15 protein-coding genes are annotated in these 16,155 nt (G+C 66.9%); 8 read left to right on the top strand and 7 right to left on the bottom strand.

Annotation, left to right across the window (positions count from 1 at the left end; translation table 11 throughout):
* Window positions 1–28 precede the first annotated feature (28 nt).
* Window positions 29–793, top strand: coding sequence for a M90 family metallopeptidase (locus tag BJI67_RS05545; protein WP_070072193.1), 765 nt, complete (start codon window positions 29–31; stop codon window positions 791–793).
* On the top strand, window positions 790–2,040 hold the full coding sequence (locus BJI67_RS05540) for a bifunctional alpha/beta hydrolase/OsmC family protein (protein ID WP_070072192.1): 1,251 nt from the start codon (window positions 790–792) through the stop codon (window positions 2,038–2,040). Before BJI67_RS05545 ends, BJI67_RS05540 begins: the two co-directional genes overlap by 4 nt.
* Here BJI67_RS05540 and BJI67_RS05535 read toward each other — a convergent pair.
* Both BJI67_RS05535 and purT read right to left on the bottom strand, forming a co-directional pair.
* The gene (locus BJI67_RS05535; protein ID WP_070072191.1) at window positions 2,037–2,354 is read right to left on the bottom strand and encodes an antibiotic biosynthesis monooxygenase family protein; all 318 of its coding nucleotides are present in this window, start codon (window positions 2,352–2,354) and stop codon (window positions 2,037–2,039) included. The two genes, BJI67_RS05540 and BJI67_RS05535, sit on opposite strands and share 4 nt — an antisense overlap.
* 38 nt (window positions 2,355–2,392) lie before the next feature.
* Window positions 2,393–3,592: a formate-dependent phosphoribosylglycinamide formyltransferase gene (purT, locus tag BJI67_RS05530; protein WP_070072190.1), complete on the bottom strand. Its 1,200-nt coding sequence runs from the start codon at window positions 3,590–3,592 to the stop codon at window positions 2,393–2,395.
* Window positions 3,593–3,722: 130 nt separating this feature from the next.
* Here purT and BJI67_RS05525 point away from each other — a divergent pair, with 130 nt between their 5' ends.
* The 4 genes from BJI67_RS05525 to BJI67_RS05510 are packed head-to-tail and all read left to right on the top strand — an operon-like array spanning window position 3,723 to window position 7,096.
* A complete protein-coding gene (locus tag BJI67_RS05525; protein ID WP_070072189.1) occupies window positions 3,723–4,751 on the top strand; it encodes a class I SAM-dependent methyltransferase in 1,029 nt (342 codons plus the stop codon).
* Window positions 4,752–4,761: 10 nt separating this feature from the next.
* A complete protein-coding gene (locus BJI67_RS05520; protein ID WP_070073978.1) occupies window positions 4,762–5,193 on the top strand; it encodes a hypothetical protein in 432 nt (143 codons plus the stop codon).
* Between the two features lie 7 nt (window positions 5,194–5,200).
* Window positions 5,201–6,088 (top strand): ABC transporter ATP-binding protein, encoded by an 888-nt coding sequence (locus BJI67_RS05515; protein ID WP_231940905.1) that lies wholly within the window; start codon window positions 5,201–5,203, stop codon window positions 6,086–6,088.
* Between the two features lie 9 nt (window positions 6,089–6,097).
* Window positions 6,098–7,096 (top strand): ABC transporter permease, encoded by a 999-nt coding sequence (locus BJI67_RS05510; RefSeq protein WP_070072188.1) that lies wholly within the window; start codon window positions 6,098–6,100, stop codon window positions 7,094–7,096.
* A gap of 7 nt (window positions 7,097–7,103) precedes the next feature.
* On the opposite strand, the gene BJI67_RS05505 is transcribed toward BJI67_RS05510, so the two are convergent.
* Window positions 7,104–7,544 carry a GFA family protein gene (locus BJI67_RS05505; protein WP_070072187.1) on the bottom strand — a complete coding sequence of 147 codons (441 nt, stop codon included), beginning with the start codon at window positions 7,542–7,544 and terminating at the stop codon, window positions 7,104–7,106.
* Window positions 7,545–7,605: 61 nt separating this feature from the next.
* Entirely contained in the window at window positions 7,606–8,340 is a 735-nt protein-coding gene (locus BJI67_RS05500; protein WP_070073976.1) for an SDR family NAD(P)-dependent oxidoreductase, read from the bottom strand.
* Window positions 8,341–8,437: 97 nt separating this feature from the next.
* On the opposite strand from BJI67_RS05500, the gene BJI67_RS05495 reads away from it, so the two are divergent.
* On the top strand, window positions 8,438–10,243 hold the full coding sequence (locus BJI67_RS05495) for an autotransporter assembly complex protein TamA (RefSeq protein ID WP_197513322.1): 1,806 nt from the start codon (window positions 8,438–8,440) through the stop codon (window positions 10,241–10,243).
* Window positions 10,240–13,698, top strand: a complete 3,459-nt coding sequence (locus BJI67_RS05490) for a translocation/assembly module TamB domain-containing protein (protein WP_070072185.1) — start codon at window positions 10,240–10,242, stop codon at window positions 13,696–13,698. Before BJI67_RS05495 ends, BJI67_RS05490 begins: the two co-directional genes overlap by 4 nt.
* 6 nt (window positions 13,699–13,704) lie before the next feature.
* Here the strand turns inward: BJI67_RS05490 and BJI67_RS05485 are convergent, their stop codons facing one another.
* From BJI67_RS05485 to BJI67_RS05475, 3 genes are read right to left on the bottom strand one after another with little or no spacing between them, the layout of a single operon-like run.
* A complete protein-coding gene (locus tag BJI67_RS05485) occupies window positions 13,705–14,772 on the bottom strand; it encodes a protein-glutamate methylesterase/protein-glutamine glutaminase (protein ID WP_070072184.1) in 1,068 nt (355 codons plus the stop codon).
* The gene (locus BJI67_RS05480; RefSeq protein WP_070072183.1) at window positions 14,769–15,287 is read right to left on the bottom strand and encodes a hypothetical protein; all 519 of its coding nucleotides are present in this window, start codon (window positions 15,285–15,287) and stop codon (window positions 14,769–14,771) included. Before BJI67_RS05480 ends, BJI67_RS05485 begins: the two co-directional genes overlap by 4 nt.
* The gene (locus BJI67_RS05475) at window positions 15,284–16,153 is read right to left on the bottom strand and encodes a CheR family methyltransferase (protein ID WP_083250660.1); all 870 of its coding nucleotides are present in this window, start codon (window positions 16,151–16,153) and stop codon (window positions 15,284–15,286) included. Before BJI67_RS05475 ends, BJI67_RS05480 begins: the two co-directional genes overlap by 4 nt.
* Window positions 16,154–16,155: the final 2 nt, after the last annotated feature.

Here is a 16,155-nt window from a genome sequence, read left to right as displayed (position 1 = left end):
CGAACTGCGTCCATGCGAGAATCCCCTCATGTGGCCTTTGACCCGGCACTCACCGCCCCCCGATTTCGATCCGGCTCGCTGGGCCCAGGCCAGCGTCGGTCAGGGAGTGCTCGCGGGTCTGGACGAGAGCGAGCAGAAACGCCTGTGGGAACTGGCCCATGAGTTTCTGCACACCCGCAGCCTGCAGGCCGTCGGCGGCCTCGAACTCGACGACACACAGCGCCTGCGGATCGCCCTGCTCGCCTGTCTGCCCGTACTTGGTCTAGACCTTGGATGGTACCGCGGCCTGGATGAAGTGATCGTGTACCCTGATGCCTTTGCGCCGGAACGCAACTGGACGGACGAATACGGCATCGCCCACCGCGGCCGCATGGAACTCGCCGGCGAGGCCTGGGACGAAGGTCTGATGCTGCTTTCCTGGCACGACGTCGAGGCGGCCGGACCGCTCGACGGACACCATGTGGTGATACACGAATGCGCCCACTGGCTGGACCTGCAGAACGGCGCCGCCAACGGGCGCCCGCCGCTGCACCGCGACATGGACGCGCAGACCTGGACCCGGGAATTCGCAGCAGGCTATGCCGCCTTCTGCGCGCACCCGCACCGACGCTGTGCCGCACTGGACCCGTATGCCGCGGAAAACCCGGCCGAATTCTTCGCCGTGTGCAGCGAACTCTTCTTCGAACGCCCGCAGGCCCTGCACGCCTGCTGGCCCGGCATTCACCGCCTGCTGAGCGCCTTTTACCGGCAGTCCCCCGAAACCAGAATCCGCACCACAGGACATGCACGATGATTCCACGCACGAGCCGTGAGCCCGTCCATTTCAGCAATGCTCGCGGCGAACGCCTGAGCGGCGTACTCCACCAGCCCGCCGACACGCAACCGCGCGCCTGCGTGCTGTTCGCCGCCTGCTTCACTTGCGGCAAGGATATTCCCGTGGCCCAGCGCCTGGGCAACGCCCTGGCCGCGGCCGGATTCGCCATGCTGCGCTTCGATCTGGCCGGCCTCGGCGACAGCGAGGGCGACTTCGCCGCCGGCAGCTTCAGCGCGCAGGTCGACGACTTGCTGCATGCCGCCGCCTGGTTGGAGGGACGCGGCCTCCCGCCGCAGATCCTCGTCGGTCACAGCATCGGAGGCGGCGCGGTCCTGAGCGCGGCACCCCGGCTGTCCACGGTTCGGGCGGTCGCAACGCTGGCCGCACCCAGCGGACTCGATCATCTGGTCGGCCTGCTGCGCGCTGCCGCGGAACAAGGCGACGAGTCCGGTTTGTCGCTGACCATTGGCGGTCGACGATTCGCCTTCTCGCCCGCGTTCCTGGCCGACCTCGAGGCGCAGCCGCCGTTCACCACGGACGTCGGCGCCCTGCATCTGCCCTTGCTGGTGATGCATGCCCCGGGCGACGAGACCGTGCCCTACGCCCACGGCCTGACCCTGTTCGAGGCCGCAGACGAGCCACGCGGCTTCGTCAGCCTGGACGGTGCGGATCATCTGTTAAGGCGCCAGGCCGACGTGGATTACGTCGCGACCCTGATCGCAGGTTGGGCATCGCGCTACGTGGAGGCCAGAAGCGGTGCACGCGCCCATCGCCGACCGGTCGTCGGCGATTCGGAAGTCATGGTACGCAGCCGGGCCGGCCGGCGCTTCGCCCAGGATATCTATACCCGCGACCATCACTGGATCGCCGACGAACCGATCGCCCTCGAGGGCGACAACCTGGGTCCTGCGCCCTACCCGCTGCTACTGAGCGCACTCGGCGCATGCACCGCGATGACGCTGGAGGGCTACGCCCAGCGCAAGGGCTGGCCGCTGACCGCAGTCACCGTGCGTCTGGAGCACGGGGTCGAGGCCGAACAAGGCGGTCAGGTGCTGGCCATTGCACGCCGCATCGAGGTTGAAGGCCCGCTCGATGCGGCCCAGCGCGCCCGTTTGCTGGAAATCGCCAACCGCTGCCCGGTGCACCGTAGCCTGAGCAACGCACCGATCCGCATCCGCACCGACCTGACGGCCGGTGGCGGAGGGGACGAGAACGAAGAGGGCTAGGGCGCCTCTCGGTACGCCGAGATCAGCACCTCATGCTGTTCGAGGCGACCCTCGCCGTTGAAGGCCTCCTTAGGCAGCGGATTGCGGTGCGCTTCCTTGAAGTCGTCGCTGCCGACCCAGTTGCGGAAGGCTTCCTCGCTTTCCCAGCGGGTGAGCACGATCCACGGCGCGTCCGGCGACTTCGGACGCATCACTTCCATGCTGACGAAGCCGGGCTGATGCTCGACCTGACCGCTGCGACGGCGAAAACGCGCCTCGAACTCGGCTGCCCATTCGGGGGCCACGGGCACACGGTTGGCCACTACATACATCATCGGATCGTCTCCTGGATTGTGGGGTATGGGTTGAGGAATCAATCGGGCTGCACCGGACGCACCCGCGCGGCCGCCTCCGAGGCACGCTCGCGCGCCTCGGCGATATCGCGCCCGCGCGCCAGGGCAACGCCCATGCGCCGGCGCACGAAGGCCTCCGGCTTGCCGAACAGGCGCAGCTCCGTACCCGGCACGGCCAGCGCCTCGGCGACGCCCTCGAAGGCGATGCCGCGCGCATCCATCCCGCCGTAGACCACCGCGCTGGCCCCCGGGTTCAGCATTTCGGTCGAGACCGGCAGCTCCAGGATGGCGCGGGCATGCAGAGCGAACTCACTCTGCGCCTGGGTGACCAGCGTCACCAGGCCGGTGTCATGGGGGCGCGGGCTCACCTCGCTGAACCACACCTCGTCGCCGCGCACGAACAATTCGACGCCGAATATGCCACGCCCACCGAGGGCATCGGTGACCTTGGCGGCAATCTCCCGCGCGCGCGTCAGTGCGGCCTCGCTCATCGGCTGGGGCTGCCAGCTCTCCACGTAGTCCCCACTGACCTGACGGTGTCCGACGGGGGCGCAGAACTGCGTACCGATCTCGCCGTCGGCGCCGCGCGCGCGCACCGTGAGCAGGGTGATCTCGAATTCGAAGTCGATCATCTCCTCGACGATCACCCGGTCGCGGCGCACGCGACCGCCGCTCTGCGCATACGACCAGGCGGACTCGACGTCATCCTCGCCGCGCAACAGGGACTGCCCTTTGCCGGAAGACGACATGACCGGCTTGACCAAACAGGGGAAGCCGATCCCTGCACAGGCCACGCGCAGCCCGTCCAGAGAATCGGCAAAAGCATAGCGCGAGGTAGGCAAGCCCAAAGTCTCCGCCGCCAGTCGGCGGATACCCTCGCGGTTCATGGTGAGCTGCGCCGCACGCGCGGTGGGGATGACCTCGGCCAGCCCCTCCGCCTCGATCTCGGCCAGGGTGTCGGTGGCAATGGCCTCGATCTCGGGCACCACGATCTGCGGGCGCTCAGCCTCGATCAGCGCACGCAGGGCGGCACCGTCGCTCATGTCGATGACCCGCGCGTGATGGGCCACCTGATGCCCTGGCGCATCGGCATAGCGGTCTACCGCGATCACCTCCACGCCCAGCCGCTGCAGGGCGATGATCACCTCCTTGCCCAGTTCTCCCGATCCCAGCAGCATGACCCGTGTGGCATTCGGCGTGAACGGAGTACCCAAGCGCATGTCAGACCCTCTGCAAAGCAAAGCCCGCATTATAGCCTCGCCCACGCCCCGGCACCGACATGCCGCTGTCGTCTCCACGGTGCTAGGATATGCGCCCAGCGAAATACCAACCGCCACCAAGCGAGTGCCCATGAGCAGCCAGATCGATTCCCTGCGTCAAGACATCATGCGCCGCGCCCAGGGCGCAGTGAGCCTGAACATCGCCTTCATCGGCGTCGCCAATGGTCTCTTCGCCGCGCTGGACCGACTCACCCATGCTAGCGTGCCGGAACTGGCACAGGACACCGGCATGGATTCCGGCTACGTCGACCGCTGGTGCGACGCCGCCTATGCCTTCGAATATCTCGAGGAAATCGAGCCCGGCGTGTTCCGCCTGAGCGACAGCGGGCGCGCCTTCCTGCCCGACAGCCCAGGCACTCTGATGCCGTTCGCGGTGATGTCGGTGCTGTCCGCGCACATGGCCGAGCGCGCCGCCGGCCTGATGCGCACCGGCGAACGTCCCGGCGAATCCGTGCTCGCCGAGCGCGAAACCATCCTGCCCTGGTTCGGCCCGATGCTCGAATACCAGTTCGGCCCGCTACTCGACAAGCAGGTGCTCGATCAGGTACCCGTGTTCCGCGAGGTGGACTCACGCGGGGGATTGGCAGTCGATCTCGGTTGCGGCAACGGCTGGTACCTGCGCCGCCTCGCGCGCCGCTACCCGCACCTGCGCGGCATCGGCATGGACGGCTTCGAGGAGAACGTCAACCAGGCAACCCGGATGGCCGAGGCCGAAGGCCTCAGCGACCGTCTCACCTTCGCCGTCGGCGACCTCAACCGCTTCCATATCGAGGAACCAGTCGACCTGATCGCCATGAACCGTGCGCTGCATCACGTCTGGGACCAGAAGGAGAACGTCTTCCGCATCCTGCGCGAACACCTCAAGCCCGGCGGCGCCGCGGTCATCTGGGAGCCGAACTGGCCCGCCAACCGCAGCGACCTGCGCAGCCCAGACCGCCGCGCCATGGCCTTCCAGAACCTCACTGAGCACGTCCAGGGCAACCACTTCCTGCGTCCCGAGGAGATCGCCGATCAGTTCCGCGCGGTCGGCCTCAAGCCCGAGGTGTACTTCGTGGCCGACGGCCGGGACGCGGTCGTGACCGGCACCCTCGTCGACTGAGTCCGTGAGCGTGTCCGGCCCACAACCGCCCGCCGAGAGCGGCACGCCCATCCAGAAGCGAATCTCGCTGAAAACACGGAGCGGCGCGCGGGTCAGCCTCGACGTCACCCTGGCGGATGCGAATGGGCGTATGAGCGCGCTCGAATACCTCGAACACTTGGACGAGACGATCCGTCGCAAGCTGGGGGACACCCCCGTGTTCGCCGGATTCAAGGGGCCCAACCCCTACGATCGCGAACGCATCGAAGCGATGATCGTCTACATCGCCTCGTTCCACGACGCCACCTTCGGCACCTTCACCCCGGGCGGCGAACTGCCCGAGGAGGAGCGCAACGAGTTCGTGGAGATATTCCTCCTCGCCTGCGCCAGCGTGCTCGACGGCGACCGCCTGTTCATCGACCTGTCCCGCGGACGCATCGACCACCACATCGGAACCGATTGAGCCCCCCGTGACCGACGACGCCCTGCTCGCCGCCAGCCGACTCGAAAAACGCTATGGCAAGGTGCATGCCGTACGCGGCATCGACCTGGCCGTGCCAGCCGGACGCTGCCTCGGCCTGCTCGGCCCGAACGGCGCCGGCAAGACCTCGACCCTGGAAATGCTCGAAGGCCTGAGCGAGCCGTCTGCCGGCGAGATCCGCTACCGCGGCGAGCCGCTCGGCGCGCGCTTTCGCAACGAGGCCGGAATCATGTTCCAGCACACCGCCCTGCCCGAGCACATCAGCGTGCGCGAGACCCTGCGCATGTTCTCGCGCCTGTATCCACGCACCCGGTCGATCGAGGAACTGATCGCCCGCTGCACGCTAGAAGAATTTCTCGACCGCGACAGCCGCCGCCTGTCCGGCGGCCAGCGCCAGCGCCTGTTGCTCGCCATCGCCCTGATCAACGACCCGGACATCCTCTTCCTGGACGAGCCCACCACCGGCCTCGACCCCCAGGCACGGCGCAATTTCTGGCATCTGATCGAGGACATCAAGGCCGAGGGCAAGACCGTTCTCCTGAGCACACACTACATGGAGGAGGCCTACACCCTGTGCGACGAGATCGCGATCATGGACCATGGCCAAGTGATCGCACGCGGCACCCCCGACGAACTCCTCGCCCGCCACTTCAGCGACGTGGTGCTGCAGCTGCCCGCCGACGCGGTAGAAGCGCCCGAGCGCCTGCCCTTCGAGATCCGCCGCCAGCACGATCACCTCGAAATCGAGACCGGCGACGTCAACGGCACGCTGGCCCAACTGCTCGACGCGCAAGTCCCCCTCGGCGGTCTGCGCATCCGCGGCCGCACGCTGGAAGACCTCTTCCTCGAACTCACCGGCGAGGCCCTGAGGGGCTAGGAGAACCCAGTGTTCGCACGTATCTTCGCCGTCATCCAGGCCCGCAATCTCGAATTCCTGCGCGACCGCGCCGCGCTTGCCTGGAACTTCGCGCTGCCGCTGTTCGTGGTGCTCGGCTTCGCCTTCGCCTACAGCGGCAACTCGCTGAGCACCTACAAGGTCGGTGTCTACGGGCCGCATGCGGACAGCGGCTTCTTCGCCACCCGCTACATCCGCTTCGTACCCGTACACACACGGGACCAGGGCATCGCCTGGGTCGGCCATCAGAAGCTCGACATGTTCGTCGACCCCGGCGACAAGCGCTACTGGATCAACGACAGCTCGCCCAAGGGCTATCTGCTCGCACGCATCCTCGCCGGCAGCGAGACCCAGGCCGGCGAGTATCGCCAGGCTACCGTCCAGGGTCGCCAGATCGGCTACGTCGACTGGCTGATCCCCGGCGTGCTCGGCATGAACATGATGTTCTCCGCCCTGTTCGGCGTCGGTTACGTGATCGTGCGTTATCGCCGCAACGGCGTGCTCAAGCGCCTCAAGGCGACGCCACTCGCCGCCTTCGAATTTCTTGCCGCCCAGGTACTCTCGCGTCTGTGGCTGATGCTGATCGTCACCGCCATCATCTTCTTCGGCCTCAAGCTGATGCTCGGCTTCCCGGTGATGGGTTCCTATCTCGATCTGCTGCTGGTGTTCCTGCTCGGTTCGGCCTGCCTGATCAGCCTCGGCATGCTGGTGGCCGCGCGGCTGCGCAGCGAGGAGCTGGCCGGCGGCCTGCTCAACGCCATCACCTGGCCGATGATGTTCCTCTCCGGGGTCTGGTTCTCGCTCGCCGGGCTGAACCCGTGGATGCAGAAAATCGCATTGATTTTCCCGCTCACGCACATCATCCATGCCGCCCGCGCGATCATGCTCGACGGCGACGGCCTCGCCGCCATCGCCCCCAACCTGATCACCCTGGCCGTGATGACCGCGGTCTTTCTCGCCGTCGGTGCCTGGAGCTTCCGCTGGGAATGAGGCCCGCCTAGCCGTCCGCACGCGGTCCGCGGCGATCCTCGACATATTGCGGCAGACCGTCGCAGGGCTCGACCCAATTGGCCTTCGAACCGATGAAGATATGCGCATCGGGGCGCTGCTCCAGCTCGCCGTCCAGCGTGCCCAGCGCCACCTCGACATAGCGCCCGTCGTCGTTCGCGGGCGCGAAGCTCAGGCTGGAGCCGCAATCCGCGCAGAAGCGGCGCACGGTGCCGTTGTCGGCACGATAGGCGCGCAGCCGATCCTCTCCGCTCAGCCAACGGAAATGCTCGCGCCGCACCCGGCCGAAGGTAGCGTAGGCCGCACCATGGAAGCGGCGGCACATCGAACAGTGACAGTGGGCCATCTCCGGCTCGAAACGCTCGGCGGCATAGCGCACGGCGCCGCACAGACAACCGCCGGTGTAGGTATCGTGTTTACGCTCGTTCATGCCCGATCCTCCTGTGTCGGAACCCGGGTCGCCAGAAACGGGCCGCCCGTATCCCGCCGACTCACGACTGCACGTGCAGGGTCGCACCGCCGTCGACCAGATAGTGTGCGCCGGTGACGAAACTCGCCCGCGGGCTGGACAGAAACACCACCACGTCGGCGATCTCCTCGGGCGTGGCCAGACGCCCCAGCGGGTTGGCCTCCAGGGTCTCGCGGAATGCCGCCGGCTGCTCGCGGCGAATGCGGTCCCAGAAGCCGCCCTCCACGAACACGTCGCCCGGCGCCACCGTGTTCACCCGGATACCCTGCCCCACCAGGCGACGGCTCAGCGATTTCATGTAGTGCGTCAACGCCGCCTTGGCTGCACCGTAGGATTCGTAGCCCGGGGTGCCGAAGGTTGCGGCCTTGCTGCCGATATAGGTGATGGCCGACGATCCGGCTGCCGCCAGCCTCGGGATCGCCGCCTCGGTTGCGCGCACCGTGGCCCGCAGATCGGTTTCGAGGGTGGTTTCCCAGTCCGGCGAGATCGCGCTCACGTTCGGCACGAAGACGTCGATGCGCGCCAGGTCCTCCAGCCAGCGGCTCAGGCGGTTGCCGTCGGTCACGTCGACGACCGCGCCCCGCTTTTCCACCGGATAGCGCGCCAGCACGCTCAGCATGTTGCCGACGCGCTCGGCCGATCGCGAACAAAAGGCCACGTTCGCGCCCTCGCGCGCGAATCCCTCCACGATGGCCGCACCGATGCCGGCCGTACCGCCGGTCACCGCCACCCATTTCCCGCTCAGTCCCAGGTCCACGTCGTCACCTCGATACCGGAATGTCGGCAACATCATAGTCAATGCCGACACCGCACGACACGCTGCCAGCACTATGCTCGCAAGGTATGATGGAGCCATGCCCGCCGCCGTAATGCCCCCCTCGCCCGATGACCCGCAGCGCCGCAGACAGCTTCGCCCACGCGCCGTCCACAGTCTCGGCCTGCTGCTCCCCTTGGTCATTCCTGCCCTGTTCCTGCCGGTACCGGCGCAGGCAGCGGATGCCGGCATCGAGGTGCAGGGTCTGTCAGGCGCACTGCTCGACAACGCCCGCGCCCACCTGAGCGGTGTTACGCTCGCCTGCGATGCTCCCGCCTGGCAGGCCGATCTCGCCCAGACGCAGGCCACCCGTGCGGTCCGTAATGCGCTCAACGCACTCGGCTATTACAGCCCGACGATCAAGCCGCAGCTTGGGCACGAGGGCGCCTGCTGGCACATCAACGTGCATGTCACGGCGGGCTCTCCAGTCAGAATCACCGCACTCGATCTCGCCCTGTCCGGCTCCGGCAAGGACGACCCTGCACTGCGCACCCTGCTCGCGGACAGCGGATTGCGCCGGGGCACGACCCTGGACCAGGGACTCTATAGCGCGCTCAAGCAACGCCTGGAAACCGCGGCGCGCGAGCACGGCTACTTCGACGCGAAGTTCCTGCGTCACAGCATACTTGTCGACCCGCAGACGCACAGCGCGCGCATCGAGCTGGAATTCACCACCGGGCGCCGTTATGTCTTCGGCCCCACCCAGCTCGACCTGCACTCGCTGAACCCCGATCTGGTGCGCGGCTTCCTCGACTACCGCCCCGGACAGCCATATAGCAGCGCCGCGGTGATCGAAAGCCAGAACGCGCTGGTCTCGAGCGGCTATTTCGACAGCGTCCGGCTGGTAACCGATGTGCATGGCCGACATGACGGCGAGGTACCCATGCATCTCGTGACCACGCCGGCACGCCGCTTCCAGCTGCTCACCGGCGCCGGTTATTCCAGCGACACCGGGCCAACCCTGCGCCTGGATTTCCGCGACCGCCGGGTGAACCATGCCGGCCACCGCTTCGCGCTCAACCTGCAGCTCGCGCGCATCCAGTCCCAGGCCACCGCGCGCTACGAGATACCGCTGGCCAACCCGCGCACCGACTGGCTGACGCTGGAAGGCGGCTATCAATACCAGAACACCCTCACTGCTCAATCACGCATCTGGAAACTGGCCGCCACGCGCACGCACATGCTCGCCGACGACTGGCTGCGCCGGCTTTCTCTGACCTACCTGAACGAGAACTCGTCCATCGCCGGCCAGACCCTGTCCGGTCACTTTCTGATGCCCGGGATCGGGTTCAGCAGGACCGTGGCCACCCCCGCGATCTACCCACGCAACGGCTGGGCAGTGGATGCTGGTTTGACAGGTGCTGCGCGCGGGGTGGTCTCGACCGTGAGTTTCGTGCAGGCCAAGCTGTCCCTCCATGACATCGTGTCGACCCTCGGCGGCCGCATCCTGACCCGCGCATCATTCGGGGCCACCGCCGTCAATGACGTGACCCAACTCCCTGCCACATTGCGTTTCTTCGCCGGCGGTGCGCGCAGCGTGCGCGGCTTCGCCTACCAGAGCCTCGGCCCCACGGATGCCCAGGGCGTGGTGGTCGGCGGGCGCTATCTGGCCGTGGGCAGTGTCGAATACGACCACCACCTCTACGGCAACTTCTACTGGGCGGTGTTTTACGACGCCGGCAACGCCTTCGATAACTGGCCGTTCATCGTGCGCCGGGGTGCCGGTGTCGGCCTGCGCTGGCGTTCGCCGCTGGGCCCGATCCGTCTCGACATCGGACGCGCGCTCAATCCCCTCCCGGGCGCCGGCCTCTATACCGTTCAGGTCAGCATGGGTCCCGAGCTGTGAGGCGTTGGCTGGCTCGCATCTTTTACGGCGCCCTGTCGGCTTTCGTGATCCTGACCGCGGTAGCCTACGTCTTCATCGGCACCCCGACAGGCAGCCGCTGGCTGCTGGAAACGGCCGTGCAACTCAGCCACGGCCAGCTGGCTTTTTCCACTGTCCGGGGCAGCCTCCTCGGCGGGCTCGACGTGGACGGACTGCGCTGGCAATCGGCCGAACTTGAGATCGACATTGCCCACGCGGGGCTGCTCTGGCGCCCGCTGGACCTGTTCGCCGGCCGGCTGCAGATCGACGCACTGACCGCGCAGCACGTCCTCGTCGTGCGCCATGCTCCGCCTGCCTCAACAGCGGCAACCTCGCCCGCCTCCCCGACCACCCTGCCGGCACTGCCGCTGGCGGTACATGTCGGGGCCCTGAGCATCGACGACCTCGTCGTCGTCGAGCAGGGCACGCCGATGCGCATTGCCCGCATCCGCGGCGAATTCAGCCTCGCGGGCAATCGCCTGCACCTGACCCGGCTGAGCGTACGCACTCCGCAGGGCGGACTGGCGGTCGTCGGCGAGCTGGACCTCGCACCCGCGATGGCGCTCGACCTGCGTACGGCATGGGACTGGCAGCTCGCCGGCGGCAAGGCACTGAAGGGTCACGGCACGCTGCAAGGCAAGCTGACCGCCCTGCGCATCGAGCAGCACCTGAAGCAGCCCTTCCAGGCACGCATTGCCGGCCAAATCGATGTCCCCGCACAGAACGCAACTCTCAGTCTTTCGTGGCAGCAGGCACGCTGGCCGTTGAGCGGGCCCGCTCAGGTCGAAAGCCGCACCGGAACCCTGCGTCTATCGGGCGGTCTCGACGCCTACCGACTCGATCTCAAGGCCGACCTGCGCGCAGGCACCCTCGACATACCCCATCTGGCGGCCCAGGCCGGCGGCAACCGCGAAAAGCTGGACCTGCAGCGGCTCACCGCTGCCTTGCTCAACGGCACGCTCAAGGCCAGTGGCAGCATCGCCTGGCAGCCTGCGTTGGCCTGGCATCTCGACTTACAGGGAAGTGGCCTCAACCCGGGGCTCCACTGGACCGACTGGCCGGGACGACTGAACCTCCAGGCCGCCCTGTCCGGCGACGCGCGCACGCTGCACTTCGACCTGAGCCGGCTCGAAGGCGCGCTGCGCACCCGACCAGTGCAGGCCCGGGCACGCGGCAGCCTCGATCTTGTCACGCACGAACTGAGCCTGGATCCATCGCACCTGCGCGTACTCGATGCCACGCTGGACCTGGCCGGCCACGCCGGCTCGGCGCGCGGAAACCTCAAGTTCAGCCTGGACGTACCGCAGCTGCATGCATTCACCGCCCAGGCCCAAGGCGGACTGCGCGCCAGCGGCAGCCTTGCCGGCCCCTGGACCTGGCCGCGCATCGACGCCCGAATCTCGGGCGAGAAACTTCAGTTGCGCGATCTACGAATCGCGCGCCTGCAAGGCAGCATCATCCCTTCGAGCAACAACGCACTCGTTGCTCGCCTGGCCTTGAGCGGCGTTAGGCGCGGCAGTCTCAAGCTCAACCGGATTCTGCTTAACGCCAGCGGACATCCGTCGTCCCAACGCCTCTCCCTGAGCGCCGAATCGGCCGATGCGCATCTAAATCTCTCGCTGGAAGGCGGCTTCAGCCATGCGTTCTCGCGCTGGCAGGGTCGGCTGACTCGCCTGGCGACTGGCACCCGCGTGACAGGCGACTGGAAACTCACCAGGCCGGCCATGATCGATGTTTCACGCGGCCAGTACGCCGTCTCGCCACTGTGCCTGCAGGACACGCGCGACGCGTCTGCGCACCTCTGTGCCCAGATGAAGCTGGCTGGCAGTCAGTTGAACGCACAGGCAGACTGGGCACGCATACCGCTCTCCCTGCTCGATACCTGGCTGCCGGCATCCGTGCATGTCGGCGGCCTGCTGCACGGCCGCGCCGAAGTCACTGGTACGACAGCGGCCCCGCAGGTGATGCTCACCGCAGCTGCGCCCGATGCCTATCTCGAAACCGGACAGAATGCCTCGCGCATGCGTTATCCACTGGCGCTGAAGCAGGTCGAGGCCAGTCTGCACCAGCAGAAATTCGCCCTGACCTTGCAGGCCGGCCTCCCGGGTAAAGGCAGTCTGGACGCCCGCGTCGACAGCGGGCTTGCCGCCGATGCGCCGCTGCACGGCAACCTGCGTGCGAACCTGCCAGACCTCGCCTTCCTCAACGGCCTGATACCCGGTACCGAGCACATCACCGGCACACTGCAGGGCGACGTGACGCTCGACGGCACGCGCTCCACACCCGCCATCGGCGGGCAGATCACGCTCGACAAGGGGGCATTCACCCTGCCCCAGGCCGGCATCCGCCTGCATGAGATGCACGCCGTGCTCAGCGGCAAGCCACACGCACAGAGCCTGCAGCTGGCCCTGCAGGCCAAATCCGGCCCTGGCAACATCAACGCCACCGGTCAGGTCGAGCACTGGCTGACGCCCAGGCCTCAGGTGCACCTGCAGATCGATGGACAGCGTTTCGAAGCCGTGCATCTGCCCCAGGTCACCGCGTTGATCAGCCCGAAGCTGATCGTCGATGCCGATCCGGCCCTGATCCGGGTTCGCGGCAACATCGAAGTGCCGCAGGCCGACATCACCCTCAAGCGCATGCCGCCCGGTGCGGTCGACGTCTCCGCGGACACCCGCATCGTCGGCAGCGAGGCATCCGCCCCGGCGGCCGGTCCGCAGCACGACATCAGCGTGAATCTGATCCTCGGGAAGAACGTCAAGCTCGACGCCTTCGGTCTGGCCGGGCAGCTCAACGGCAGTCTGCTGCTCAACCAGCACAGCGGCTCCCCGGCGACCGCCGACGGCAGCCTGAGCATCGTCAATGGCACCTACGCCGCCTACGGCCTCAACCTCACGATCAGCCGCGGCGTGCTCAATTTCGCCGGGCCGGTGGACAACCCGGGACTCGACATCGTCGCCCAACGCCAGACCGGCGACGTCACCGCGCAGCTGACCGTCACCGGCACGCTTAAAACACCTCGCTCGCGGGTCAGCGCCACGCCGCCCATGTCGGAGTCCGAGGCGCTGTCCTGGTTGATCACCGGGCACGGACTGGCCGGTTCGTCGAAAAGCGATGCCGCACTGCTGCTCAAGGCGCTGGCGAGCATGCACCTCGACCAGGGCGGCGGCAGCGGCGGTCTGCTGAGTACGCTCAAGGCGCGCACCGGGCTCAGCGAGATCGGCGTGCAGGGCGGCGACAGCCTGCAGCAGAGCGCGCTGCTGCTCGGCAAATACCTCACCCCGGACCTCTACGTGCGCTACGCCGCCGGACTGTTCGACCACAGCAACACGCTGGCGCTCAACTACCGCCTGTCGCAGCATTTCAGCGTGGAAGCGAAATCCGGCACCGCCCAGGGCATCGACCTGCTTTACCAGATCGTGTTCGGGCCGCGTTGACGCGGCTCAGGCCTGGCGAATCAGGCCGACGATTTCCGCAAAGCCGCCGACGCGCTCGGCGGCACCGAGCTTGATCGCTTCCTTGGGCATGCCGAACACCACGCAGCTCGCCTCGTCCTGCGCCATCGTGGTCGCACCCGCGTCGCGCATGATCTTGAGTCCGCGCGCACCGTCTCCGCCCATGCCGGTCATGATGATGCCGATGGCGTTGCGCCCGACCACCTGCGCGGCGGAACGGAACAGCACATCCACCGACGGCTTGTGGCGGTTGACCAGCGGCCCGTCGAACACCTCGGCGTAGTATTGCGCCCCCTGCCGGACGATCTTCATATGGCACCCGCCCGGGGCGATGAGCGCAAGACCGGGCAGCAGCCGGTCGCCCGATTTCGCCTCGCGTACTTCCACCTGGCACAGACCGTTGAGCCGTTCGGCGAAGGCGGCGGTGAACATCGCCGGCATGTGCTGCACGATGGCGATCGGTGCGGTGACCTTGGGCAACGCGGTGAGGATCGTTTCGAGCGCCTGGGTGCCGCCGGTCGAGGTGCCGATGGCCACGATGCACTCGGTGGTCCGCAGCATCGCCTCACCCTGCTCGGGTGCGGCGGCCGGCTGGGAAACGGGTGCCGGCGACGGGCGGCGGGCCAGATTGCCCATGTTCGCGCGCGCTGCGGCCTTTACCGCGGCGGCCAGATCGTTGGCGCTGTCGAGCAGGAAGTCGCGCACGCCCACGGTCGGCTTGGTCACCACCTGCACCGCCCCGGCCGCCAGCGCCTGCATGGTGGTCGCGGCCCCCTTCTCGGTCAGCGTGGAACAGATGATCACCGGCGTGGGGTGCTCGCGCATGAGATGGCCGAGAAAGGTGATCCCGTCCATCCGCGGCATCTCGACGTCGAGCACGACGACATCCGGCCACTGGCGCTGCATCCGTTGCATCGCGAACAGGGGGTCCGATGCGGCACCGATCACCTCGATCGCCGGGTCCTTGCTCAAGGTCGCCTGCAGCACCTGCCGAACCACCGCCGAATCGTCGACGATCAGTACCTTGATTTTGCCTGCCGCCGTGATAGGCGTCATCGATCACCTCGCGTGATTGCCGACCTGTAGGAGAGATACACCGCCCCGTCGGCAAGATCAAACACCAGGCTGCGATGACCTTCGCCGCCCAGATGTTCGCCCGCTACCTTGAAGGCATAGGCCGCCATCAATGCGCGCGCGGCATGCACGTTGCGCGCCGAAACCCCGCCCTGGGTCGAGTGGGAACGCAGGCCGGGAAACATGTTGCCGCCGCCGAAGAGCTTGATCTCGTAGTCGCGGGGTCGCGTTTGCGCGCTACGGATCGCCTCCATGAACAGGTGCATCATCTCGTCCGCGTATTTGCCGTCCCAGGCCGTATCGTCCTGTCGTGGCGAACCACGACCGCGGCTCGGCAGCATGAAATGCCCCATCCCGCCGATGTGCAGCTGCGGATGCCAGAGCGTCACCGCGACGCAGGAACCGAGAATCGTCTTGACGCGCACGTCCTCCCCGCCGAAGAAAAACTCGCCCGGGTTGAGGAAAATATCGTATCGCCGCCAGTTTTCCGCGTTCACGGTCGCCGGAAGATCGAAGGCGCTTCGAGGGCCACGTCCGAATTGACGCCGTTGAGCGTCTCGGAATGTCCGATGAAAAAATAGCCTCCCGGCTTGAGATGGGCGAGCAGTCGCTTGCATAGCGCCTGCTTGGTGGGCAGGTCGAAATAAATCATCACGTTGCGCAGGAAGATCACATCGAATTCGCCGATGTCGCCGGGCAATGCCTCGTTCAGATTGAGTCGACGGAAGCTCACGTGGTCGCGCAGCTTTCTGGCCACGCTGAAATTCCCGGTCTGCGAACCGACGCCCTTGAGACAGTATGCGCGCAGATACGGGCGGGGAATGCGCTCCGCCCGCTCCATCGGGTAGACGCCCTTCGCAGCCCGTTCCAGCACCCGCTGGCTAAGGTCCGTGGCCAGCACCGCCCAGGGTTTCGTTCCGCGGTGTTCCGCCAGCAACATGGCGACGCTGTACGGCTCCTCGCCGCTGGAGCAGGCCGCGCTCCAGATGCGTACGTTCGATGCCGACTGCAGTTCGGGGAGCACGCGTTCGGCTAGAAAGGCGAAATGCTTTTGTTCGCGGAAAAAATACGTCTCGTTGGTGGTGAGCAGATCGATGGCCCGCTGCACTTCCGTACCTGGACCGGCGTCGCCGCGCAAACGATCGAGATATTCGCGGTATCCCCGGCAACCCAGTTCACGCAGACGTTTTTCCAGCCGCCCGGCAACCAGGGCGCGCTTTGCGGTGCTCATATGAATGCCTGCGCGCCGGTAGATGAATTCACGGATCTCCTGGAATTCATGATCACCCAGGGTTATCGGGCCGGTGCGCTGTTCGATGACCGGCTCGGCCGTGCTTGCATCCTGCCCGGAAACGCCGGACATCC

The organism is Acidihalobacter aeolianus, assembly GCF_001753165.1.
Classification (GTDB): domain Bacteria; phylum Pseudomonadota; class Gammaproteobacteria; order DSM-5130; family Acidihalobacteraceae; genus Acidihalobacter; species Acidihalobacter aeolianus.
Note: the sequence above shows the minus strand (reverse complement) of the source record. Positions and strands in the feature narration are given on the sequence as shown.